We start from the raw sequence: 24246 nt of genomic DNA on the forward strand, positions 1-24246 counted from the left end.
ACTTAGATCGGCTCCTGAACAAATGCGGTGGTGGCCGTCAGAGAGTATTGCCCCGTCCCATCCGGTATCTTTTTGCCAATCGCAGAGGTTGGAAAAACCGGATCAATCCGCGCACAGGCTCGTAAGATCATCAACTCGTTCGATTGGCCATTGACGAAGTTTCTTACTGGCCTGATCTCTTCGGAATTGTCCGTGCAATCCGGTTGCGCGTCGAGGACGATGCCCTCAAATGCGCTTTGCTGGATCATCTCAAGGCGCAGATTCACCGAGCAGTTTTTGATGAAATGGGCGCGATCACAGATAACATCCTTGATGTCATCATGCTCTCTTATGGTTCCCGTTCCCAGTCGAATGTCACGAACGGTCAAGTCGACCGCTCTTTCAAGCATAGATTGATGCATCGTGACAAGTGCCAGTTCCACAGCCGACAAGATGAAGAACATGAAAGCGGGAAATATCAATACGAACTCGATCGTCGCCGTACCATTTTCCGAACGGCGAAAGCGCCGTGCAAGAGAAGCCAATTTACCCATCATTGTGTCAGTCTCAGTTTGCGGATTGACGAGGCGATCGATGCGAACGCGTCTTCGAGGTCCAACCCTTTTACATTGTACACGTGGCTATCCGAGCTCGCGCAATCCTGCAGCAATTTGTAACCACTGCGCGGAGCTTCGAATGCGATGCCATAAACGACGATTCCTTGGTCCTTGGCAGAGTTACAGATGTGTTTTGTGCGCTGGTTTTTTGCAGAGGTTTCCACCTTCGAGAAAGCCTTGCTGTACCACTCGGCCCACGCGCTGGATTGCCAGTAGTAGTTATACCGGGCGTTCCAAGCCAGCGAAACGCGATTGAAGAGTTCTGGGTAGGTTAGACGCACTGCCTCGCCGGGCTCTTCATTGGCCGCGGTCTCAGGGTCGGGTGTGCCATAGGGGTGATCCGCCCATTCGTTGCGCTGAGGCCAAAAGAAGTTTGGTTTACCCTGAGAATGATAGATGGTGTAGTCGCCTTCGACGGTGTTACTCCGGCCCCAGTTGGTAAGGTTCCCAGAATCCGGATTGTACCAGACATCAGAATATCCTTGGCGAAGCGAGGGGTTCAACATGTATTGATCGGTGTTCTTGCCATCAGTCATGACAATAGCGATTTTCAACACATCCGAGTTATAGTTTGTCGGGCGTTCGCGGAAGTTCGTCGGAACAATATTTAAGGGCGCAAATTGAGGATCTGGATCGGTTTGTGTCGCCAGTATTCCTACAATGTCGCGCATGCTGGGATCCAGTAAGGCGACACCCCATTTCATGCCAATATCGATAGATGTATTTCCGTTCGGGCTCAATTGGCTGATATGCTTCAACAATTTAGCCCGATTATTGGTGACGGGAGTAATGGCACTACCCGCGCGAACCGGACAGACCGGTATACTGATCCCGTTCTCGGAATAAGTGAACGGATCGAAATGTGCTGTACGTTCGAGCGTGTCACCACGGTGTAAATCTGCATCGCTGTACTGTTCAGGAATGAAGTTCACGCAATGGGAGTAGTTATGCTCATTGGTGACGTTCGTGAACTTGTTCAACAGCTCTTCGCCAGCATTCACCTGGGTTGCGTAGGGGATGATTGAAATCGAAATTTCGTTCTGCCCTGGCTTATCCAACATTAGGTTCACAAAGTCAGACGCAGCGTCTCTTAGGACCGCCATTTTCGAAAAACTGGGGTCAGCAGACCGTTCGCTCATCGATCCGGAAATATCCAAGATAAGGGAAATCTCGACTGCGCCGATAGATTCTTCCGCGGTGCTTGCAGCCGGCGCAATCATGGATTCAATGCCAGAAAGGCGCATGAAGTTTGTCCGCACAACTGTTTCTGCAGTCGCCGACACCGTGCGCGAGCCAAAGCTCTCTGTAACATCGATAGATTTGAGCCTGTCGCCAAGACCTGCCTTGTCGAGATAAGCTTCTACCACATCTCGCGGTGCTGCGGTTTGGTCGAGGTCTGCGGCCGCGAGAACAGCGCGGTCAAGCGTCGATTGCAGCGTTGCGCGGTCTCGCTCATAGTTCATCATGTCCACGCCAATACCTGTAGCAGCGAGCATCGCGAGGAAAACAAACACTACAAAAAGGGTAAACGCGCCCTCCTCATTTTTGGCGAATTGCCGGAGGATCGTAAATTTGTTCTTTGGCTTGGCAGAGCCAAAACTAGTTAGATTCTTCTTCATATTGGTGACTCCGCTGAGCAGGCCGATAAAGCCCCCAAGGAAAAAATTACTGTACAACTTTAGTGTTCAAACGTGGCGGGAATTGGGCGAAAAGGGCTTGCTTTTGGCCGGTTTGCGGGCATTTCGAAGATAATCCGGCGGTTGCGCGTGGCTCTGTTGTCGCCCTGTGGACAATTTGGTTCAGAGACAGCTTGAGAGCGACTCAGATCGTTCTGATTTGCGCAGACTTAATGAATTGTTCAAAAGTAGACTTAATGAATTGATCAAAAAATGTGCAGATGGCGATTGCGGCTTAGCGTCAGTGATGCGACAAAACGTCATGACGTTTGCCAGTTACCGGTACGGAGGATTATATGACCGGCATCAAAGAACCCAGCTTTCGTGAGAGTGTTGACCTGATGTTCAACAGGGCCGCGTCCCTGATGGATTTGCCGCCGGGTTTGGAAGAAAAGATACGGGTCTGTAACGCCACCTATACCGTGCGGTTTGGTGTTCGCCTTCGAGGTAAGATCCAGACCTTCACCGGATACCGCTCGGTCCATTCGGAGCACATGGAGCCGGTAAAAGGCGGAATCCGTTATGCGCTGGCTGTGAACCAGGATGAGGTTGAGGCGCTTGCCGCGCTGATGACCTATAAATGTGCGTTGGTTGAAACACCGTTTGGCGGCTCGAAAGGCGGATTGTGCATTGATCCGCGTCAGTATGAAGAACACGAACTGGAGCAGATCACCCGCCGTTTCGCCTATGAACTGGCTAAACGTGACCTAATCAACCCGTCTCAGAACGTGCCTGCCCCGGATATGGGAACGGGTGAGCGTGAGATGGCATGGATGGCTGACCAGTATGCGCGGATGAACACTACAGATATCAACGCGCGGGCCTGTGTGACCGGCAAACCGTTGAATGCGGGCGGTATCTCGGGGCGGGTCGAAGCGACCGGTCGTGGCGTTCAGTATGCGTTGCGTGAATTCTTCCGTCATCCCGAAGACGCCAAGAAAGCGGGGTTGTCCGGGAAACTGGATGGCAAGCGCGTGATCGTGCAGGGTCTGGGGAACGTGGGTTATCACGCGGCCAAGTTCTTGAGCGAAGAGGACGGGGCGCGGATTATCGGCATCATCGAGTGGGATGGGGCTCTGTTCAATCCCGATGGCATCGATGTCGAGGCGGTGCGCCAGTGGATCGTCAAGCATGGAGGCGTCAAGGACTATCCGGACGCAACACATACCGCAGAAGGTGCGGCTGTTCTGGAAGAGGATTGCGATATCCTTATTCCGGCGGCTCTGGAAGGCGTGATCAACCTGACGAATGCCGAGCGCATCAAGGCCCCGTTGATCATCGAGGCCGCGAATGGCCCCGTGACGGCAGGTGCGGACGAGATTCTGCGCAAAAAAGGCACCGTCATTATTCCTGACATGTACGCAAACGCCGGGGGTGTGACGGTATCCTATTTCGAATGGGTCAAGAACCTCAGCCATATCCGGTTCGGACGCATGCAGCGCCGTCAGGAAGAAGCGCGGCATGAGCTTATTGTCAGCGAATTGGAACGGCTGGATCGCTATCTGGGTGATGCATGGTCGATGTCGCCAGACTTCAAAGCCAAGTACCTCAAGGGTGCGGATGAGCTGGAGCTGGTTCGTTCGGGCCTCGATGACACGATGCGGATTGCCTATCAGTCGATGAGTGAGGTCTGGCACAGCCGCGCGGATGTCGAAGATCTGCGGACGGCCGCATATATCGTTGCGATCGACCGCGTTTCGAAGAGCTATCGCGCCAAAGGGCTCTGAGCTCAGCGTATTTAAGAGATATGCCGGACCAACTTTGTTGGTCCGGTTATTGTTGCTGGATGATGTCCACGACAATTGAATAACGACCCCGATGCCTTTGATGGTTTCATTTAGGGTGCCTTCGCTGGTGCCGGGTTTGATGGCGCGTTGACGTTGGAAGACGTCAATGAGCGAAAGATCAGCCAGCAAAGATGGGTACGGCTCAGATTGCAGGCGCTGCATTTCGGCTTCGGCATTGAAGAGGCCCCCGATATCGCATTTCGCCCAGGTTTCGTCGCCCACAGACAAGTCCATGTCGAAAACGGGGGCGGCGCGCTCTGGAGGCGTTGATACTGCTGGTCAGAGTTGGTTTGATGCCGACCAGAACCGCAGGGAGGTCTGAATGCGTTTTTCCGGCTTGAGAGTTCTCAAGGAAGGGTTGACCGGCAACAAGGGTTGGACGCCGCATTGGCGCGACCCTGAGCCGAAGGCCGAATATGACATCGTTATCATAGGCGGCGGCGGTCATGGTCTTAGCACGGCTTATTACCTGGCCAAAGAGCACGGCTTAACCAATGTAGCTGTACTGGAAAAAGGTTATATCGGCGGTGGCAATGTGGGGCGAAACACGACGATCGTCCGGGCGAACTATTTCCTGCAGGGTAATTCCGAGTTCTATTCGCATTCCCTGAAGCTGTGGGAGCGTCTGGAGGAAGACCTGAACTACAACGTCATGCATTCTCAGCGTGGGATCATCAATCTGTTCCACTCGGATGGGCAGCGCGATGCAGCGGCGCGACGTGGGAACATGATGATCAGTCAGGGCGACGACGCGATCCTGTTGAGCCGCGACGAGTTGCGCGAAATGGTGCCCTATCTGAATTTCGACGATCTGCGCTTTCCTCTTTATGGGGCGCTCTATCACCCGCGCGGGGGAACGGCGCGCCATGATGCGGTCGCGTGGGGGTATGCGCGCGGCGCGGATCAGCGTGGTGTTGACCTGATTCAGAACTGCGAAGTGACCGGGGTTGATATCGAAAACGGTACTGTGCGCGGCGTGCAGACCACCCGCGGGCCGATCCGCGCGAAGAAAGTGGCGATGGTCGCAGCAGGCCGGTCGGGACAGGTGGCGGCGATGGCCGGGATGCGGCTACCGATAGAGAGTCATGTTTTGCAGGCCTTTGTGACCGAAGGGCTCAAGCCCTGCATTGATCATGTCGTGACCTTTGGCATGGGGCATTTCTATATCAGCCAGTCCGATAAGGGCGGGCTGGTCTTTGGCGGTGATCTGGATTTCTACGCCTCTTACGCGGCGCGGGGTAATTTGCCGACCGTTGAAAGTGTGATGGAGGCCGGGGTTGCCCTGATGCCGATGATTGGTAAGGCGCGCGTGCTGCGGTCCTGGGGCGGTATCATGGATATGTCGCCCGACGGCTCTCCGATCATTGATCGGACGGATATCGACGGGCTCTATCTGAACTGCGGCTGGAACTACGGCGGGTTCAAGGCGGTTCCGGGCTCGGGCAATGTATTTGCGCATCTGATCGCGACGGATCGGTATCATGAGAACGCCACCGGTTTCCAGATCGATCGCTTCCGCACCGGGCGCGGGATCATTGATGAAGAGGGCAAGGGCTCTCAACACAATCTGCATTGAGGGTGGCGATGTCGGATTTGAGTATTTCTGAAAAGATGAAGCAGGGGGCGTGGTCATGAGGATCGCATGTCCGTATTGCGGTGAGCGGGATCGTCGCGAGTTCTATTACCGCGGCGCTGCTGTCGATCTGGGACGTCCGGTCCCGGATGCCGGTGAGGCCGCTTGGGATGATTTCGTTTATTTGCGAGACAATCCGGCGGGTCCAACCCGAGAGCTTTGGTATCACGAAGGTGGCTGCGGCGCGTGGATCGTCGTCACCCGCGATACGACCACCCATGAGATGTTGGGAGCGCAATTGGCGTCCGAGGTGAATACATGAGGATCGCGGGCAAGGGGCTGATTGATCGTACGCAAACGGTGCCGTTTGTTTTTGATGGCGTCGGTTATGAGGGGTTTCAGGGCGACACGCTGGCCTCGGCCTTGTTGGCCAATGGCGTCCGCCTCATGGGGCGGTCGTTCAAGTACCACCGCCCGCGCGGTGTTCTGACGGCGGGGAGCGAGGAACCCAACGCCTTGATGACAGTCGGACAGGGCGCAGCGCAAGAGCCCAATGTGCGCGCCACCATGCAGGAGATCTATCCCGGGCTCGAAGCGCGCAGCCAGAACCGCTGGCCCAGCCTTGGTTTCGATATCATGGCGGTCAACGATTTGGCGGCTCCGTTTCTGGGGGCGGGGTTTTATTACAAGACCTTCATGTGGCCGAAGAGCTTTTGGGAAAAGCTCTATGAGCCCGTGATCCGCCGCGCGGCGGGGCTTGGTGCATTGTCTGGTGAGGATAATGTCGACAAGTACGAAAGCGCCTATGCCTTCTGTGATCTGCTTGTCATTGGTGCGGGGCCTGCCGGATTGATGGCCGCGCTGACGGCCGCACGCGCCGGGGCGGATGTTATCTTAGCAGATGAGAATGCGCGGATGGGCGGACGGCTGCTGGCTGAGACCTATGAAGTCGATGACAAGCCGGGTCATGACTGGGCGGGTGAGGTTCTGGCCGAACTCAGCAGCATGGATAATGTGCGCCTGATGACCCGCACCACGGTTGCGGGGGCGTACGATCAGGGCACCTTTGCGGCGTTGGAGAAAGTGCTGCACCACACAGATCGCCGCCCGAACGGCGCTCCGCTGGAGACCTATTGGCGGATCGTGGCAAAACGCTCGGTTCTGGCCGCAGGCGCGTTGGAGCGTCCGGTGGCGTTCCGCGACAATGACCGCCCAGGGATCATGACTGCCGGAGCGGTGCGGGCCTATCTGAACCGCTGGGGTGTCAGCCCGGGAAAGAACGTGACGATCTTTGGCAATACCGACGACATTCATCGTACGGCACGCGACTTGCTACAGGCCGGTGTCCACGTGGCCGCCGTGATCGACAGCCGCCACGATGCGCCCTTATCGGATGACTATGAGGTGCTGCGTGGCGCGCAGGTCTGTGGCAGTTCAGGCCGCAAAGGTCTGGAATCGATCACCGTCCGACGAGCCAGTGGCGAAGATCGCATCCATACGGATTGTCTGGCGATGACCGGAGGATGGAACCCCTCGGTACATCTGACCTGCCACATGAATAGTCGTCCAACATGGAAGCGCGAGATTGAAGGCTTTATGCCAACACCGGGGGCAGTGCCGGGCATGGTGACTGCGGGGGCGTGCAATGGCTCGTTCTCGACTGCGGCCTGCCTGCGCGAAGGCGTTGAGGCGGCTGAAGGCCTACTTGGTGATCTGGGTTTCAAAGTGCCCAAGATCACTTTGCCGCAGGCCGAGGATACGCCTTACGAGATCGCTCAGCTCTGGGCCGTACCCGGCAAAGGGCGCGCGTGGCTGGATTTCCAGAACGATGTGACAGTGAAAGACGTCAATCAGGCGGCGACTGAGAACTTCCGGTCGGTCGAGCATATGAAGCGTTACACCACGCAAGGCATGGCGACGGATCAGGGCAAGAACTCGAACGTGGCGGCGCTGGCCATTTTGGCCGATGCAACCGGGCGCGGGATACCCGAGACCGGGACCACGACGTTCCGCCCGCCCTATTCTCCGATTGCCATCGCGGCGCTGGGCGCAGGGGCCGAAGGTGAAGGGTTCAAACCGCAGCGCTTTACAACCTCGCACAAGACGACCGTGGCGCGGAAGGCCCCTCTGATCGAGGCTGGGCTTTGGTATCGGCCCAGCTATTTCCCGAAAGATGGAGAAACCAATTGGCGGCAATCCTGCGACCGCGAGGTCAATATGGTGCGTCAGGCAGTTGGGGTGTGCGATGTGTCGACCCTCGGCAAGATCGACATACAGGGGCCGGATGCGGGCGCGTTTCTGGATTTTGTCTATACGAATATGTTCTCGACCCTGAAAGTCGGTCGTGCGCGCTATGGTCTGATGCTGCGCGAAGACGGGTTTGTCATGGATGACGGCACCACTGCGCGGCTGGGCGAGACGCACTATCTGATGACCACCACCACCGCTGCGGCGGGCGAGGTGATGAAACATCTGGAGTTCGTACATCAGGGTCTGCGGCCCGATCTGGATGTGTCGTTCACTTCCGTTACCGAGCAATGGGCGCAGTTCGCGGTGGCCGGACCGAATTCGCGCGAGTTGTTGAACGGGCTACTGGATGAACCTCTCGATGATGAAAACTGGCCATTCATGGCTTGCGGCCCGGTCTCGGTTCTGGGCGTTCAGGGGCGTTTGTTCCGCATCTCGTTCTCGGGCGAGCATGCCTATGAGATCGCCGTGCCTGCACGCTATGGAACGAGCCTATTCGACATTCTGACGGAACGGGCCGAGGCGCTGGGCGGCGGTCTGTACGGGATGGAGGCTCTGAACGTTCTTCGGATTGAAAAGGGCTTTATCACGCATGCCGAGATCCACGGGCGAACGACTGCCTATGACATCGGCATGGGCCGGATGGTGTCGCAGAAGAAAGACTGTATCGGCAAAACCATGTCTGAACGTGCCGGTCTGGAAGAGCCGGGTCGCGAGCGGTTGGTCGGTTTGAAGCCGATCGGTGAAAGCAGGGAACTGCTGGCCGGCGCGCATCTTTACAACGAAGAGGCTGAACCGGTGCGGACAAATGACCAAGGATATCTGACCTCGGTCTGTTACTCTCCTACGCTGGAGACGATGTTGGGCTTGGGCTTTCTTGCGGATGGGCCCGAGAGGTATGGGGAAATCGTGAAAATGGTCGATCATCTGCGCGGCGTTACGACTCTGTGCGAAGTGGTGAACCCGGTCTTCTTTGACCCTGAAGGAGGACGCGTCCGTGGATAAGCTGATCGCCAAAACGCCTTGCGACGGGATGCTGCCTCTGACTGTTGGCTCGGTCACGCTCAGCGAAGAAGAAGCGGGGGCGATCCATTCGATTTCGCCTTTCAAGGGAAAGCAAAAGGCGCTGTCGGAAGCTCTGAAAACAGCGCATGGGATGACCTATCCGTCGGCCAACCGCGCAACGGGTAAAGCGGGTGCGCGGGCAATCTGGTTCGGCCCGGCGCATGCGATGCTGATGGGACCTGTACCTGACGCGACCTTGACCAAGAATGCAGCTATCGTGGACCAATCAGATGCTTGGGCTGTGGTCCGATTAGAGGGCGCTGACGTCGAAGACGTACTGGCGCGCGTGGTGCCAGTCGATCTGCGCGGCACACAATTCAAGCGTGGGCACACTGCGAGGACCTTGCTGTTTCATATGACCGCATCGATCACGCGCGTTGGTGAGAACGCGTTTCAGATCATGGTCTTCCGATCCATGGCCGAGACACTGGTTCACGATTTGAAAAGGGCGATGGAAGGCGTCGCCGCGCGCGGGTAAGCTGCACTGAAAGAAACGAATCCGGGAGATCCCCATGTTGCGTATCGCCATCGTTGCGGCCCTGCTGGCCACCCCAGTGGTTGCTCAGGAAACCAAGGAACAAAGCTGTAAGTATCAGGCTGATGTGGTTGCAGCGATACAGAAGGCACGCCTTGACCGGGTCAAGGAACGCGACGTCGCGCAGGCCGTAGCTGATAGCGGCCCGACATGGCCCGAGAACTATAATGCGGCGGTTCCTCTGATTGCGCCTTGGGTATATGAGCAAAAGATGCGCGACGTGCGTAAGAAGGATCTCGGTGCGGCATGGCTGGAGCTATGTTTGCAGCAATAATCCACAGTCCGGACATTTCCCTGTGGACAACCGCGCGCCATGCCCTTGGCGCGCGTTTCGATTTCTGGCAGGTTTGAAAGATGTCTTTGCCCCCCGGATTTCTGGATGAACTACGCACACGCCTCAGCCTGTCGCAGGTCGTCGGGCGCAAGGTCATGTGGGATCAGCGCAAGTCCAATCAGGGTAAGGGCGACATGTGGGCGCCGTGCCCGTTTCATCATGAAAAGACTGCCTCGTTCCACGTCGATGATCAGAAGGGATTCTATTACTGTTTCGGCTGCCACGCCAAAGGGGATGCGATCAGTTTCGTGAAAGAGACCGAAAATGTCTCGTTCATTGAAGCGGTCGAGATTCTGGCGCGCGAGGCCGGGGTGCCGATGCCAGCGCGCGATCCTAAAGCTCAGGAGAAACAGGATCGGCGCTCGCAACTGGCTGAGGTGATGGAGCAGGCGGTCCAGTTCTTCCGCCTACAGCTCAAGACCGGGGCTGGAGCCGCAGCGCGCGACTACCTGACCCGTCGGGGACTGGACGCACAGGCTTTGGATCGGTGGGAGATCGGGTTTGCCCCTGACGCTTGGCAGGCGTTGTGGGATCATCTGACCGGCAAGAACGTGGCCGAGGACTTGATCCTAGGAGCCGGTCTGGCCAAGCCATCGAACAAGGGCAAGAAACCCTATGACACCTTCCGTAACCGGATCATGTACCCGATCCGCGACCCGCGCGGACGCTGCATCGCCTTTGGCGGTCGGGCCATGGACCCCAATGACAACGCCAAATATTTGAACTCGCCTGAGACCGATTTGTTCGACAAAGGGCGCAGCCTCTACAATCACGGCCCTGCGCGGCAGGCGGCGGGGAAGGGGCAGTCTCTGATTGTGGCCGAGGGCTACATGGACGTGATCGCTCTGGCCGAGGCCGGATTTGGCGCGTCGGTTGCGCCTTTAGGGACGGCGATCACCGAGCATCAGTTGCAATTGCTTTGGCGTATCTCAGACGAGCCCATTATCGCTCTGGACGGTGACACCGCTGGTCTGCGTGCGGCGATGCGGGCGGTCGATTTGGCATTGCCGTTGCTGGAGGCGGGCAAATCCTTGCGCTTTGCTTTGATGCCCGAAGGTAAAGACCCCGACGACCTGCTGCGCGCCGAAGGGGCGGGGGCGGTTCAGGCTGTGCTGGATGCTGCAATCCCGATGGTCAAACTGCTGTGGCAACGCGAGACTGACGGCAAGGTCTTCGACAGTCCCGAGCGTAAGGCGGCGCTGGATAAATCCCTGCGTGAGAAGATCAAGCTGATCCGCGACCCCTCGATCCGGTCGCATTACGGGCAGGAAATTAAGGACCTGCGCTGGCAATTGTTTCGCCCCCAGAGACAATCGCAAAATCGTGCGTGGCAACCGCGCGGAAAATGGCAGCCGCAGGCGCAGCCTGCCACGCCCGGTGCACGCGCGTCGTTTCTGGCGTCGTCCGAGAATGCGGATATCCAGCTACGTGAAGCGGCCATTCTGGCAATTGCCATCCTAAATCCGCAGGTTGTCGTACAATTTGAGCATCAGCTTGAGGAAATGGATTGCCACGATCCCGATCACGCCGCCTTGCGCGAAGCGATCCTGCGCCATGCCATCGACGATCCTGACAACCTGAAAGACCACATCGTTCAAACTTTGGGGCCGGAACCCCTTGAAAACCTGCTGGCCCTTCGCCATGTCGCAGTGATCCCCTGTGTGTACAAACCGGGCGACGTTGAAAAGGCCGAGATGACGCTGGCCGAGGAACTCGCAAAGATCAAAGCGCTCCGGGGTTTGGATGCTGAGATTGCCGAAGCGGCGGAGGAACTGTCCGATCTGGCCGATGAGGCGCTGACATATCGGCTGGCGCAAGCCGCCGAAGAGCGCAACCGCACAAGCCGTAGCCAGAACGAAGACAGGGCCGTATTCGACATCGCCGACAATGGTGCGCGAATCAACCGCGACGAGAAAGACGCGTTTGAGGCCATCATGTCGGGTATCAATTTCGAGCGGAAACGCCGGTAATGTGGTGTTTTCGTAAGGCACTGGAAAAGAAAAACGGGTAAACGGGTGGCCGAATCACTTCTACGCGCTAATGATTCGGACCAAACGAATCACCCATCCCTGCAGGAGCATTGAATGGCCGCCAAGGATACGAACGAAGACCGCAAATCCGACGAGCAGGAACAGGAAATCTCGCTGGACATGAGCCAGGCCCAGGTCAAGAAGATGATCGCCGAGGCTCGCGAGAAAGGTTACATCACCTACGACCAGCTCAATCAGGTGCTGCCGCCTGATCAGGTCAGCTCGGAACAGATCGAAGATGTCATGTCGATGCTGTCCGAGATGGGCATCAACATCATCGAAGATGAAGAGGCCGAGGAAGAAGAAAACAAAGGCTCGACCGAACTGGTTACCACCGAAGGCCCGCGCGAGGTTGCGCTGGCTGGTGCCGCGACCGAAAAGTTGGACCGCACCGACGATCCCGTGCGCATGTATCTGCGCGAGATGGGTTCGGTCGAATTGCTGAGCCGCGAGGGCGAGATTGCCATCGCCAAGCGGATCGAGGCCGGTCGAAACACCATGATTGCCGGTCTGTGCGAAAGCCCGTTGACCTTCCAAGCGATCACCATCTGGCATGACGAATTGCTGAGCGAAGACATTCTGTTGCGTGATGTCATTGATCTTGAGACGACTTTCGGCAATCAGCTGGACGAAGATGGTGAGGTTGAGGAACCGGTCGTAGACACATCCACAGTTCAGGCAGCCAAACCTGAAAAGGATACGGGTCCGGAGCTGGATGCTGACGGCAACCCGATCGCCAGCGACGACGATGACGACGAAGACGATCAGGCCAACATGTCACTTGCCGCGATGGAAGCGGCACTGAAGGATCAGGTTCTGACTACGTTGGAACGAATCTCGACCGACTTCGCAATGCTGTCCGAAATGCAGGACAGCCGGATTTCTGCGACGCTGAATGAGGATGGCACTTTCAGCGCGAAGGACGAAGAAACCTATCAGAAGCTGCGCGCTGAGATTGTTGAACTGGTGAATGGTCTTCACCTGCACAACAACCGGATCGAAGCTCTGATCGACCAGCTTTATGGCATCAATCGCCGGATCATGTCACTGGACAGCTCGATGGTGAAACTGGCTGACCAGGCTCGCATCAACCGTCGCGAGTTCATCGATGCCTATCGTGGCCGCGAGTTGGACCCGAACTGGCTGGCCGAAATGGCCGAGAAGCCGGGGCGGGGTTGGCAGATGTTCATCGAACGCTCGACCGAAAAGGTTGAGGAACTGCGCAACGACATGGCTCAGGTTGGCCAATATGTTGGTCTGGATATCCCTGAATTCCGCCGCATCGTGCAGCAGGTTCAAAAGGGTGAGAAAGAGGCGCGGCAAGCCAAGAAGGAAATGGTCGAAGCCAACCTGCGTCTGGTGATCTCGATTGCCAAAAAGTACACGAACCGTGGCCTGCAGTTCCTTGATCTTATTCAAGAAGGTAACATCGGCCTGATGAAGGCGGTGGACAAGTTCGAATACCGCCGCGGCTACAAGTTCTCGACCTATGCGACCTGGTGGATCAGGCAGGCAATCACGCGCTCGATCGCGGATCAGGCGCGCACGATCCGTATTCCGGTGCATATGATCGAGACGATCAACAAGCTGGTTCGGACCGGTCGTCAGATGCTGCACGAAATCGGCCGCGAGCCGACGCCGGAAGAGCTGGCCGAGAAGCTGCAGATGCCGCTTGAGAAGGTTCGCAAGGTAATGAAGATCGCCAAGGAGCCGATCAGCCTTGAGACGCCCATCGGCGACGAAGAAGACAGCCAACTGGGCGATTTCATCGAGGACAAGAATGCCGTGCTGCCGCTGGACAGCGCCATTCAGGAGAACCTCAAGGAAACCACGACACGGGTTCTGGCCTCGCTTACACCGCGTGAAGAACGTGTTCTGCGGATGCGCTTTGGCATCGGTATGAACACCGACCATACGCTGGAAGAGGTTGGTCAGCAGTTCAGCGTGACCCGCGAACGTATCCGTCAGATCGAGGCGAAAGCGCTGCGGAAGCTGAAACATCCCAGTCGGTCGCGGAAACTTCGGTCGTTCCTGGACCAGTAAGTCAAAGGCGCCCTGGGGCGCCTTTTTCTTTGTGTCGTTCACGATGGCCGAACTTCACTTCAATTTGGCGAGAACGCGCAAGGATCGCGTGGTGGCACGCTCTATATCGCGGGTGTCCACTCATGGGACAGGCCGGGGCGAGGTGGTGACGCTGATGACCCTCGGCCACCCTCAACTGCGGTTCAGAGGATGGTCGACGCGTTTGCGGAATGCGCTAGGGGCTTGTCCGGTCCAGCGCTTGAAGGCAGTGGAAAAGGCGGCCTGGTCAGAATAGCCCAGGCAATAGGAAATCTCGGACAGGTTCATGCCGTTCTTGATGAACGTCTGCGCCAGATCGCAGCGCAAATCCTCGACGATTTCACGATAGCTGGTCCCCTCATCCGACAACCGGCGCGCCAAGGTGCGCGGGCTAAGACCAAGCTGCGCTGCGGCTTCTTCGGCTTGAATGATGCTACCCGGCATTGACCCGGTGATCAGACCTTCGATCTTTGCCCGCGTCTTTTGCTGAGGTGAGCGACGCTCGGCCAGCAGGCGCTCGGCATATTCCAGCAAATGGGCGCGTAGACTGGGGTCATAGGTCGGAACCGGGGTGTCCAGAGATGGCAGCGACAGGATGATCTCAAGCCGTTCCGCCCCGAATGCCACGGGGAACCCTCCGATTTTCGCGAATGCGTCCGTGTGCTGACCAACTTCGTGTTGAAAGCGAATTTCAATCGGTTGCAGCTGGGTTTGTGTTAACGCGCGCATCCTGGCAATAGCCGCGAACAACAGGAACTCGGTGCGGCGGTGATAGCGATGGAATCCGGGGTCCTTCCAGTTCGCCTCGAGCGAGGCGGAGTTGCCTGACACACGCAGGCGGAAGGCCAGAGCCGGGTCGATGATGCCATGAAAACGTGCGGTGTTTTCCATCACCTGTTTCAGATCGCGTGAATATTTACTGATATAGGCCGTGACGCTTGATGAAGCGCTGAACTGTAGCCCTGCGCTTGCGCCAAAGGTGATATCGCCGACCGCGTCGCAGGCATGGCGCACAAACAGCGCCTCTTTATGCGCGCTGTACTGAGTGGCGGGTAGAGCGATATCTGACCGTTGCAAATCGCTGTACCCGAGTACGCGATCAACGACCATTGCATTTGCGCGGGCCTCAAGTGCGTGGGACAACAACTGAATTCTAGAGATATCAACGTCCATCTATCTTGCCTGAAATGCATGCGAATATATTTGTACAGCCTAGCGGCAATACTGCAGGTAACGCCAGCTTTTGGGATGATGACCTGAACTCGCAAGGAATTGACCGGAATTGCCAAGACAGGCGATCTGACCCGAAGTATCTTGAAATTGTTGTCGGGTTTGCACCTTTATCGGGGATAAGGTCAGAGCCTGGGCGAGCGGTCTACCAAACCGTCTCGACGGGTTCCCCGGCACCTCCCGTTCCATTCATGTCGCATTGCAGCGATCCGATGAGCGTGCGAGCATTCCGCAATTCTGCGGCAACTCTTTTAAACATCATGCCAGACCTGACCATGCCGGAAACTGATCTGATCGTCTTTGACGGTGAATGCGTGCTGTGTTCCGGTTTCTTTCGGTTCATGTTGCATCACGACAAGAAACACCGGTTCCTCTTTGCCACTGCGCAGTCTCGGCTTGGGCAAAGACTTTATGCGCAGCTGGGTCTGCCGGTCACGGATTTTGAAACCAATCTGGTCATCGTCAACGGGCGGGTTCACCAAAGGCTGGATGCCTTTGCGGCGGCGATGCGGGCTTTGCCGGGGCTGTGGCGGGTTCTTGCACTTTGCCGATACCTGCCGCGCATCGTAAAAGACCCGCTTTATCATGCGATTGCCCGAAATCGATACGCGTTGTTTGGGCGGCGTCAGACCTGTCTAATTCCTGATCCGTCGCTAACCGAGCGGTTTGCAATCGATGGATTCTGACGACGATCCGTTTTTGCAAGCGCTCGCTGGAGGGCGGGGTCTGTCGCCAGCCGTCCGAGCCTTGCATCGGCGCGAAGGGCGGTATCTCGGGCGTTGCGATGTCACGCGGGGCAGGGGGCCGTTTGTGGCGATGGCTCTGCGTGCCGGTCGGTTCCCGCCCTCGGGCCAGGACCTGCCCGTATCGCTCAATATTCAGCGCGATGGTGGCAGATGGATTTGGACGCGTGATTTCGCGGGTCACAAGACCCGTTCATTGCTCAGCTTTGATCAATCCCGGTACTGCGTCCGCGAGCAAATCGGAGCGCTGACGATTTGGATGCGGCCCAGCCCTGCCGAAACAGGATTAAGCATCGCGATCCATCGGCTCTGCCTGTTCGGCATTCCGTGCCCGGGGTTTCTGCTGCCCCGATCGGCTTCGACCGAAGGCGAGGATGATCAATCGCGGTTTTGTTTCGACATCTCAGCATATTTGCCCGGAGGTGGTCTGTTGATCCGGTATCAGGGTTGGATGGCACCCGATAACGAAAATCAGGGTGTCGCCTGAAATGATTGTGAGGCACACTGTTCTGACGAGCGCGCCGGGCTAAGCTATACCTCAGGTGGAAACAGGAAGATGGTAACGATGAAACAGTTTATCTCATTGGTGATTGCGGCTCTGATGGCGCTGAGCGTACCTGTCACCGCAAACGCGTCCCGTAATGGTTTTCAGACCGCGGCGATCAACAATACCGAATTCGAAGTTATTCCGCGCGGGCGCCAGGACATTGACGGTTATTGGTGCGCGGCTGCTGACTTTGCGCGCCGAAATCTGGGGGCAGGTTGGCAGGACAGGATCTATGTGCTGCGCGGCTATGGTCCAAGTGTGACGACAGGGCGTAAGACAGCTGTTCAGTTTGCGCTGAAGATGCCCGCCAACGTCGATCAGCAAGGCAGTATCTCTGTCGGGTTCAAAGCCGGTGACAGCATGTCGGTACAAGGTGCGAATGGCCGCTGTAGTCGCCGGTTGCTGCGCAATTGATACATGGCGCAGTCTGAATTCACGATCCAGACGCAGGGCGCGGGACTCTATGAGATTACCGCGCCCGTGCGTACGTGGCTGCAGCCGTTTTCAGATGGTTTGCTGACGCTCTTTGTGCGGCATACGTCGTGCTCATTGCTGATCCAGGAAAATGCCGACCCCGAGGTTCAGACCGACTTGCGCGCCTTCTTCGACCGACTGGTGCCGCCTTCGGATCATCCTACGATGTCCTATCTGCGCCACACTTATGAGGGACCGGACGACATGCCTGCTCATATCAAGGCGGCGATGATGCCGGTTTCGCTGTCGATTCCGGTCACAGCCGGGCAGCCTGTTCTGGGCACATGGCAAGGCATCTATCTGTTTGAACACCGTAACGCCCCGCATTTGCGAAAGGTTGCAGCGCACTTCTCGTGACCCTTTATTTAGCGGTGAAAAATTCCGACTACCCAAATCCTAGCGGCTGTCCTATAGTTGTGGATAAGTAGGCCGTAGTGCTTACAACAAGAGGCGGAACTAGGGACGAGGAGACGGCGGATGCGCTGCCCGTTTTGCGGAAATATCGATACTCAGGTCAAGGATTCACGCCCGGCAGAGGATCACGTGGCGATCCGCAGGCGCCGGTTTTGTCCGGCCTGTGGCGGCCGGTTCACCACCTACGAGCGCGTGCAACTGCGCGATCTGGTTGTCATCAAGACCAACGGAAAACGCGAGGATTTCGACCGCGACAAGCTTGAGCGTTCGATCCGCATTTCGATGCAGAAACGCCCGATTGAGCCGGACCGGATCGACCAGATGATCTCGGGCATCGTGCGCCGACTTGAGAGCATGGGCGAGACGGATATTCCGTCCAATAAAATCGGTGAAATCGTCATGGAGGCGCTGGCCCGGATTGACACTGTTGCGTATGTTCGCTTTGCAAGTGTCTACAAGAATTTCCAGGCGGCCGATGATTTCGAGGAGTTCGTCCACGAGTTGCGCCCGCCGCAGCCCACGACGGATGAGTGAGCGAAACAGATAAGCGATTTATGGCGCTGGCCCTGTCACTAGGGCGGCGCGGTCAGGGCCAATGCTGGCCTAATCCAGCCGTCGGGTGCGTTGTCGTGCGTAACGGGCGGATTGTCGGGCGCGGCTGGACGCAGCCCGGTGGACGTCCGCATGCAGAAACCGAAGCCTTGGCACAGGCCGGATCTGCGGCGGAGGGCGCGACGGCTTATGTCTCGCTTGAGCCATGCGCGCACCACGGAAAGACACCGCCCTGCGCACAGGCATTAATCGACGCCAAGGTCGCACGCGTCGTCTGCGCAATTGAGGACAGCGATCCGCGGGTGGCCGGGCAGGGCTTTGACATGTTGCGCGCTGCCGGGATCGACGTGCAGACCGGCGTCATGGCTTATGAGGCCGAGCAGGACCATGTGGGGTTCTTCCTGAAAACGGAACAAGGCCGCCCGTTTGTGACGCTCAAACTGGCCAGCAGCTTTGATGGGCGGATCGCAACGGAGAGCGGCCACAGCCAGTGGATCACGGGCCCCGAGGCGCGGCGGGCAGTCCATGCGATGCGTGCCCGGCATGATGCGGTTATGGTCGGGGCAGGGACGGCGCGGGCGGATGATCCGTCGCTGACAGTGCGCGATCTGGGCGTGACGCAGCAGCCCGTACGTGTGATCGTGTCACGCCATCTCGACCTGCCCTTGATGGGGCAACTGGCTCGGACTGCGAAAGATATTCCAGTCTGGCTCTGCCATGGTCCGCACCCCGATGCCGAACGTGCCCGCACGTGGGAGGGGCTGGGCGCAAGGCTAATCCCCTGCGCGCTTCAGGGGCATCACGTCGACGCCGCCGACCTTTTACAACAGCTTGGTCAGGCTGGTCTGACACGCATATTCTGCGAGGGAGGGTCGGCTTTGGCAGGCTCTCTGCTCAAGGCTGATCTGGTGGACGAGCTGGTGGGCTTCACCGCAGGGTTGATGATCGGGGCCGAGGGGCTGTCTGCAATTGGCGCGCTTGGTCTTGAGACGCTCGAAGCCGCCCCCCGATTCGATTTGATCGAGACGCGGGTTTTGGGCGGTGACCTCCTGCATCGCTGGGCGCGGACGACGCGCTGAAGGTCAACGCCACAGATGCGCGTAGGTCGCCAATGCGCCCTGGAGTTTCGACAGAATGCGATTGATCGGTCCCCGAGGGTATGACCCCTCTTGCGCCAGTCGCTCAACGGCGATTTCGACCGGGCAGGGTTGTCCGGTCTCTGGATCGAAATAGCGCGGATAGTCGATCAGCGCAGCGTGCACCAGGCCCAGCAAGGACGGCCGTGCCCCCCTGCGCGCCGGAACCGCCCCTAAATCAACCGTTAGGCCCCAGCCTGCGTAAAAGGGTGCTCCCAGAGTGGTGACCTTCACATCGCGTAGTAGCGCCTCGAAACCCATCAGAGATGTCATAGTCCAAAGCTCATCCACCTGCGTCAGCAGCGTCGCGGGATCGGCCTGGTAAGCGATCACGTCAGCCAGACCCTCGGCATCGATCTGCCCATCGCGCAATCCGGCTTCGACATCAGGATGGGGTTTGTAGATCAGGACCGCATCCGGGTTGGCCTTACGTGCCGCACGCAGTAGCTCCAGATTGGTGCGGACGGTGCTGGTGCCCAACCTGATCGAGGCGTCATCTTCGACCTGCCCGGGCACCAGTATGCGGCGGCCTTCCGGAAGCAGCGGCGCGGGATTGCCTGTGTTGTACTTGCTCAGCCCGTCTGCCAAAAGCTGCGCCACCAGTCGTTCGGCCCGGAGCCGTTGGTCCGGTCGTAGTGTTTCGCGCGCGGCGATCCATTCCTCCAGCCGACTTGGGCGTGTGGGGTCGTAGTAGATGCCCAGATCATCCGTCACGAGCGAGAGGGGAGGAACGAGCTCTGCCCCCAGCCCGCGCGAACGCAAGAAGCCATCCTCAACGTGAATAACATCTGCTGATTCTCCGGCCCGGCTGGCCCAGCACATATGCGGCCCAGATGGTGTCTTTGGTGGCTCGGCCACAAATCGGAGCTTGCCATGTTGGCCGAACATCTGCTGCAGATGGCGGCGCTTCCACACTCGCATTCCCGATGCTGTCCAGCCCTTATGATCCTCGCGCCACGCGCGGGTGGAAGCTTCGAGCGTATCCAGCACGGATTCAAGCTCGCACAGCCTGTCATGAAACGGGTCATACCAGCGTGGATAAAGGATCATGGCTGCCGCGAACAATTGCGCGCGTGTCAGGTTGCGCTGGCGACGCTGCACGGGAAACTCGTCCTGCGTCAACCCCCAGCCAGCATAGAAGGGCTGACCGAATACACGAGGTTTATGCCCCGTCAATATCGCCTCGAACCCCAGTTGCGAGGACACAGTGTAAACGCCTACCGCCCCTTCGAGCAGGGATAACGGGCTGATCCGGGTGTTGAGGAACGAGATCCTCTCATTCAGGTCTTCCTGCAGGAAATATCCATCCCGATGGCCGGTGGCAGTCTCCGGATGGGTTTTGATCAGGATACGCGCGCCCGGGTTTTCCTCTTGCGCGACGAACAGCATTTCCAGAAATCGTGCACGGCCCGCGCCGCTTGCGGTAACGGCCGCATCACCCTGTGTCTGGTCGATGACAAGAACGTAGCCCGGATCGGGGAGCGGCTGATTCAGATCGAAGGCGGAATACTTGCTCAGATGCAGTTCGTGCATGCGTGCGATACTGTCGCGTGCACGGTTCAGCAGTGCAGTGTTGTCCAGCGGGTGGGTGGCGAGAAGCGTTTCCAGATCGGACGGGGTGCTTGGATCGAAATGCAAGCCCGATCGATCCAGTAGCAGGCCAATCGGCGGTTCGCCCTCACGACCGGGGTGGAGCGAACGCAGGAACGCATCCTCGACCCGCAGAACCGCTGCGTCGCGCTTTTCAGCGATCGACAGCCCGCGATGCGCCGTCGGACTGTTGCCCCAGACGCCAACCAGATCTCGGGCCTGCGGCAGGCCGAGCTTTATGTCATAACCTGCTAGCGACAGAATGCGCCGCACCCGTCGCTGTGTCAGGAACCCCCCGTTGTAAACAAAAAGCCGAGAGCGTTCGCCCTCGGCTGGCTGTTCCGGCTCAACACGCATGTATCAGCCACCCGTTAGGGTTGCCACATTCGCGATCGGTGTCAGGCCTCCTGCGATGAGCGAGATGGATTTGGTCCACTGCGCATACGGGGCCTCGGTCACATAGATCGTGTCATCGTCGCGGATGACGAAATCGCGGGCGATGAACAAACCGTTGGGGGCGGTAAGGTTCAGCAGATAGATCATGCGCTGGTCGCCCTGAAGATCGGCTCGACCCACGACGTTTCGTGCGATGTCCTGACGTTCTTTGCGCAGTACGAAGATACCGGTCGGATCTGAAGAGAGCGATTGAAGGCCGCCGACCTGGGCCAGCGCTTCGAGCGCCGAGAGGTCCTGACTTTCAAAGGCCACGCGGGATTGCCCGCCAGTGGAACCCAGTGCGATATAGGACCGGCTGTCCTGTTCGACCAGAATACGGTCACCGCCACGCAGGGCGATGTCTGTTTCAGGGTTGCGGAACAGGTCGTCATACCAGATCGTACCGCGCTGATTGCCGCGAATGACGGTCACCAACGCGATGTCTGAGGCGACAGCCACACCACCCGCACTGGCCAACATGGTCGACAAGGTGCCAGTGGGGCGTTCGATCGGGTAAATCCCCGGCGCACCGATGGTGCCGGTCAGCGAAACCGTCGAGCCATCTCCGGGCGTGCGGCTGACCTGAACCTGCGGATCGGGGGTCTGCTCTTCCAGTTTTGAGGAAATCAGAGCGCGCAGTTGTTCGGGGGTATTGCCCGCGGCGCGAAGACGTCCGGCATAGGGCACGAAGATATAGCCGTCGCTGTCGACCTGCAATTCGGTCAGGCTGGCGGCGCCTCCTGCGGCAGAGGTCAGCAGACCATCCTCGACGTTCTCCCAGACTGTCAGGTTCAGGGTATCGCCGGGGCGAACGGTATCAGAGGCTACGCTCTGCGCGCTGCGGAAGGATTGTGAAAACCCGAATTGTGGAACGGCCGCAGCGGCGCGGGCGACGCGATCATCGACCTCGACAACAAAAGCGTTGCCGCCGTTTTCAACCGATCCGGCCAGGATTTCAGTTTTGTTCGGGCCGGATTTCGGAAGCTGGCACGCTGCCAGCAGGCCGAGAGCTGCCACAAGGACGGCCCCCCGTGTCCATCGGGTTGGAAAGCGCTGCACTGCCGATTTACCTCAGTCGTCTTTGTTTTGGGAAGGTTACCCGGTAGGTTGTGAAACTTCCAGCACCACTTGATCGGGGTCAGCGAACAAGCTGCAACTGTGGCGCGGGGGCCGCGTTGCGGCCAAGAACGACTTGATAGGGGTCCTGAGGCCGCAGCATCATGTCAACGGTCCGCCGCAACAATTGGCGTCGTCCGCGACGCGAATAAAACCCGCCCGGAACCTGGCTGGTTTCCAGCAAGAACCGTCGATAGGTGCGATAGGCCGCGCTGTCAGGTGCGGTTGGTGCGGCAAAAAACGCCTCGATGGATTGGCCGGATACGAATTCTGGCTTGTCATAGACAGACCGCCCGAAAAGCATAAGGGGGATACCGCGCCACAGCGCTTGCTGCCCCGCCGTAGAGTTTACGGTCACCGCTGATCGCGCTTCGGCCAGCAGCTTGGCCAGTTTGCCTCCAGGTACGTAATGCACACGTCCGGCAAGGCCGTGCTCGCGTGCGAACTCCTTAGCAAGCCGTCGCAGCGGCTCACGATGGTTCTCAAGCGGGTGTTCCTTGATGACCAGATGGTGATGCGCGTGCGCCCCTTTGGCGAAGCCTGCGATCACCTGCTCAAGAAAGCTGCTCATACAGCTGAAATCAGAATGCGACTGGACCGAGCTATCATGGCCCAGTTGCAGCAACACCAGATGATAGGGGAACCCGCCCCATTTGACTTTTGCCGTGGCGATCCCGCGTTGAATGCGATGAAACGGCATCAGGGATAACCGTTTGAAATATAGCCGGAACTCTGTCGAAACCGGTAAGCTTCGATGGGGTCTGAAATTGCGATAGCGGTGATTCAGGAACAAGACGAACCAATGGTAAAGAGCGCCATAAAAGATGTGCTGACGCATATCTCCCCAATGCGATGGCGGTGGTGGGGTTGGTCCTTCAGATTGCGCAAGCGCCGCGCGCATGTCGGCCACGCCTAGCTTCATCAGTCGAGAGTTTCCGTTCGAACCTTTGCGTTCGTAGGTCACCCACCAGGGGCGCAGATATCCTTCCTCAAACACATGGACGGTCAGGCCACGCTCTTTCGCGATGCGCACTGCCTGCGCGTGTACCGGTCGGGTATCGCCATAGAGCACGATGTCAGTCACGCTGTGGTCGCAGATCAGATCGCTGAACGCTTGCGGCCAGCATTCGGGTGTGTCGAGATAAGGAATATAGCTGCCCCGGTCAGACCAGAACGCCTGATCACCAGCATTGAAACCAACGCGCCAGACCCGAGCCCCCGCCGCGCGCAGCATTCGACCCAGTGAATTGAAGAACGGGCCATGTGGTCCCTGTAGAAACAGGAACACGCGCCTGTCTGGGCAGGGGGGGCTGAGTGTCATAGGGTCTGCTCTTGCCGTGGTGTTGTGGTGCGTATTGCTAAAATTATGCCTCTTTGACACTTTGACGGCAAGGCAGGGCTTGCCGGGTGGGTCATCGATCTTTACCTGCGAAGGCGAAGCTATGCTCCGAGGGTTACCAAAATGTTTACAGGCATCGTCACCGACATCGGCACCGTCACCGAACTTGACCAGCAGGGTGATCTGCGCGCCCGGATTGAAACTGCTTATGACACGGCAGGCATCGACATCGGCGCCTCGATCGCAAGCGATGGGGTGTGCCTGACCGTTATCGCGCTTGGTGACAACTGGTATGACGTTCAGATCAGTGCCGAGACGGTTTCGAAAACCAATCTGGACAGCTGGCGAGTCGGTAAACAGATCAATCTGGAGCGCGCCCTGAAAGTGGGTGATGAACTGGGGGGGCACATCGTCTCGGGTCACGTGGATGGCGTGGCCGAGGTCGTGGCCCTCAAGGATGAGGGCGATAGTACGCGGGTCACCCTGCGCGCGCCCGCCGATCTTGCACGGTTCATTGCGCCAAAAGGGTCTGTTGCGCTGAACGGAACCTCGCTGACGGTGAATGATGTAGAGGGTTGCGATTTTGGGATTAATTTCATCCCGCACACCAAAGAAGTCACAACTTGGGGCGATGTATCGGTCGGGGATCGGGTGAACCTCGAGATCGACACGCTGGCGCGGTACGTGGCGCGTTTGGCGGAAATGTCCTGAAACAGGCGCGTTGCTTGAGGTGTGCAGGCTTTGAGGACTGGTCTTTGCACCCTCA

The 24246-nt window shown here is 58.0% G+C and carries 21 protein-coding genes; 15 read left to right on the forward strand and 6 right to left on the reverse strand.

Going from position 1 to position 24246, the window contains the following annotated elements; genetic code table 11:
* Positions 1 to 2: 2 nt before the first annotated feature.
* Positions 3 to 533: a TadE/TadG family type IV pilus assembly protein gene (locus ACR0NF_RS01735; RefSeq protein ID WP_480469354.1), complete on the reverse strand. Its 531-nt coding sequence runs from the start codon at positions 531 to 533 to the stop codon at positions 3 to 5.
* The gene (locus ACR0NF_RS01740; protein WP_480777667.1) at positions 533 to 2215 is read right to left on the reverse strand and encodes a TadE/TadG family type IV pilus assembly protein; all 1683 of its coding nucleotides are present in this window, start codon (positions 2213 to 2215) and stop codon (positions 533 to 535) included. The genes ACR0NF_RS01735 and ACR0NF_RS01740 overlap by 1 nt, the downstream gene beginning before the upstream one ends.
* Positions 2216 to 2568: 353 nt before the next feature.
* On the opposite strand from ACR0NF_RS01740, the gene ACR0NF_RS01745 reads away from it, so the two are divergent.
* From ACR0NF_RS01745 to rpoD, 8 genes are all read left to right on the forward strand, one after another.
* Complete coding sequence (locus ACR0NF_RS01745; RefSeq protein ID WP_480469356.1) at positions 2569 to 3999, forward strand: Glu/Leu/Phe/Val family dehydrogenase; 1431 nt, start codon at positions 2569 to 2571, stop codon at positions 3997 to 3999.
* Positions 4000 to 4381: 382 nt separating this feature from the next.
* Positions 4382 to 5635, forward strand: a complete 1254-nt coding sequence (locus ACR0NF_RS01750; protein WP_480777668.1) for a sarcosine oxidase subunit beta family protein — start codon at positions 4382 to 4384, stop codon at positions 5633 to 5635.
* A 55-nt stretch (positions 5636 to 5690) separates the two neighbouring features.
* Positions 5691 to 5954: a sarcosine oxidase subunit delta gene (locus ACR0NF_RS01755; protein ID WP_480666701.1), complete on the forward strand. Its 264-nt coding sequence runs from the start codon at positions 5691 to 5693 to the stop codon at positions 5952 to 5954.
* Entirely contained in the window at positions 5951 to 8884 is a 2934-nt protein-coding gene (locus ACR0NF_RS01760; protein ID WP_480777669.1) for a sarcosine oxidase subunit alpha family protein, read from the forward strand. The genes ACR0NF_RS01755 and ACR0NF_RS01760 overlap by 4 nt, the downstream gene beginning before the upstream one ends.
* Positions 8877 to 9422 (forward strand): sarcosine oxidase subunit gamma, encoded by a 546-nt coding sequence (locus tag ACR0NF_RS01765; RefSeq protein ID WP_480777670.1) that lies wholly within the window; start codon positions 8877 to 8879, stop codon positions 9420 to 9422. The genes ACR0NF_RS01760 and ACR0NF_RS01765 overlap by 8 nt, the downstream gene beginning before the upstream one ends.
* A gap of 34 nt (positions 9423 to 9456) precedes the next feature.
* Positions 9457 to 9753 carry a hypothetical protein gene (locus ACR0NF_RS01770; RefSeq protein ID WP_480657258.1) on the forward strand — a complete coding sequence of 99 codons (297 nt, stop codon included), beginning with the start codon at positions 9457 to 9459 and terminating at the stop codon, positions 9751 to 9753.
* 80 nt (positions 9754 to 9833) lie between these two features.
* Positions 9834 to 11783, forward strand: coding sequence for a DNA primase (dnaG, locus tag ACR0NF_RS01775; RefSeq protein WP_480777671.1), 1950 nt, complete (start codon positions 9834 to 9836; stop codon positions 11781 to 11783).
* 114 nt (positions 11784 to 11897) lie between these two features.
* Positions 11898 to 13886 (forward strand): RNA polymerase sigma factor RpoD, encoded by a 1989-nt coding sequence (gene rpoD / locus ACR0NF_RS01780; protein ID WP_480469363.1) that lies wholly within the window; start codon positions 11898 to 11900, stop codon positions 13884 to 13886.
* 171 nt (positions 13887 to 14057) lie between these two features.
* On the opposite strand, the gene ACR0NF_RS01785 is transcribed toward rpoD, so the two are convergent.
* The gene (locus tag ACR0NF_RS01785) at positions 14058 to 15077 is read right to left on the reverse strand and encodes a helix-turn-helix domain-containing protein (RefSeq protein WP_480777672.1); all 1020 of its coding nucleotides are present in this window, start codon (positions 15075 to 15077) and stop codon (positions 14058 to 14060) included.
* A gap of 317 nt (positions 15078 to 15394) precedes the next feature.
* On the opposite strand from ACR0NF_RS01785, the gene ACR0NF_RS01790 reads away from it, so the two are divergent.
* The 6 genes from ACR0NF_RS01790 (at position 15395) to ribD (ending at position 18943) form a co-directional block, all read left to right on the forward strand.
* Positions 15395 to 15820: a thiol-disulfide oxidoreductase DCC family protein gene (locus ACR0NF_RS01790; protein ID WP_480469365.1), complete on the forward strand. Its 426-nt coding sequence runs from the start codon at positions 15395 to 15397 to the stop codon at positions 15818 to 15820.
* The gene (locus ACR0NF_RS01795; RefSeq protein WP_480777673.1) at positions 15810 to 16364 is read left to right on the forward strand and encodes a DUF4166 domain-containing protein; all 555 of its coding nucleotides are present in this window, start codon (positions 15810 to 15812) and stop codon (positions 16362 to 16364) included. Before ACR0NF_RS01790 ends, ACR0NF_RS01795 begins: the two co-directional genes overlap by 11 nt.
* A gap of 78 nt (positions 16365 to 16442) precedes the next feature.
* Positions 16443 to 16838 (forward strand): hypothetical protein, encoded by a 396-nt coding sequence (locus tag ACR0NF_RS01800; protein WP_480469367.1) that lies wholly within the window; start codon positions 16443 to 16445, stop codon positions 16836 to 16838.
* A 3-nt stretch (positions 16839 to 16841) separates the two neighbouring features.
* Positions 16842 to 17255 carry a secondary thiamine-phosphate synthase enzyme YjbQ gene (locus tag ACR0NF_RS01805; protein ID WP_480777674.1) on the forward strand — a complete coding sequence of 138 codons (414 nt, stop codon included), beginning with the start codon at positions 16842 to 16844 and terminating at the stop codon, positions 17253 to 17255.
* A 120-nt stretch (positions 17256 to 17375) separates the two neighbouring features.
* The gene (nrdR, locus tag ACR0NF_RS01810; protein WP_480469369.1) at positions 17376 to 17846 is read left to right on the forward strand and encodes a transcriptional regulator NrdR; all 471 of its coding nucleotides are present in this window, start codon (positions 17376 to 17378) and stop codon (positions 17844 to 17846) included.
* Entirely contained in the window at positions 17843 to 18943 is a 1101-nt protein-coding gene (ribD, locus tag ACR0NF_RS01815) for a bifunctional diaminohydroxyphosphoribosylaminopyrimidine deaminase/5-amino-6-(5-phosphoribosylamino)uracil reductase RibD (protein WP_480777675.1), read from the forward strand. The genes nrdR and ribD overlap by 4 nt, the downstream gene beginning before the upstream one ends.
* 3 nt (positions 18944 to 18946) lie before the next feature.
* Here the strand turns inward: ribD and ACR0NF_RS01820 are convergent, their stop codons facing one another.
* The 3 genes from ACR0NF_RS01820 to ACR0NF_RS01830 all read right to left on the reverse strand — a co-directional run bounded on the left by ACR0NF_RS01820 (position 18947) and on the right by ACR0NF_RS01830 (position 23462).
* Positions 18947 to 20947 carry a capsular polysaccharide biosynthesis protein gene (locus ACR0NF_RS01820; RefSeq protein WP_480777676.1) on the reverse strand — a complete coding sequence of 667 codons (2001 nt, stop codon included), beginning with the start codon at positions 20945 to 20947 and terminating at the stop codon, positions 18947 to 18949.
* A 3-nt stretch (positions 20948 to 20950) separates the two neighbouring features.
* Entirely contained in the window at positions 20951 to 22084 is a 1134-nt protein-coding gene (locus ACR0NF_RS01825) for a polysaccharide biosynthesis/export family protein (RefSeq protein WP_480657267.1), read from the reverse strand.
* Positions 22085 to 22163: 79 nt separating this feature from the next.
* Complete coding sequence (locus tag ACR0NF_RS01830; protein ID WP_480777677.1) at positions 22164 to 23462, reverse strand: capsule biosynthesis protein; 1299 nt, start codon at positions 23460 to 23462, stop codon at positions 22164 to 22166.
* Between the two features lie 141 nt (positions 23463 to 23603).
* On the opposite strand from ACR0NF_RS01830, the gene ACR0NF_RS01835 reads away from it, so the two are divergent.
* On the forward strand, positions 23604 to 24191 hold the full coding sequence (locus tag ACR0NF_RS01835; RefSeq protein ID WP_480469374.1) for a riboflavin synthase: 588 nt from the start codon (positions 23604 to 23606) through the stop codon (positions 24189 to 24191).
* The last annotated feature ends 55 nt before the right edge of the window (positions 24192 to 24246 follow it).

The organism is Ruegeria sp. CF4 (assembly GCF_056537345.1).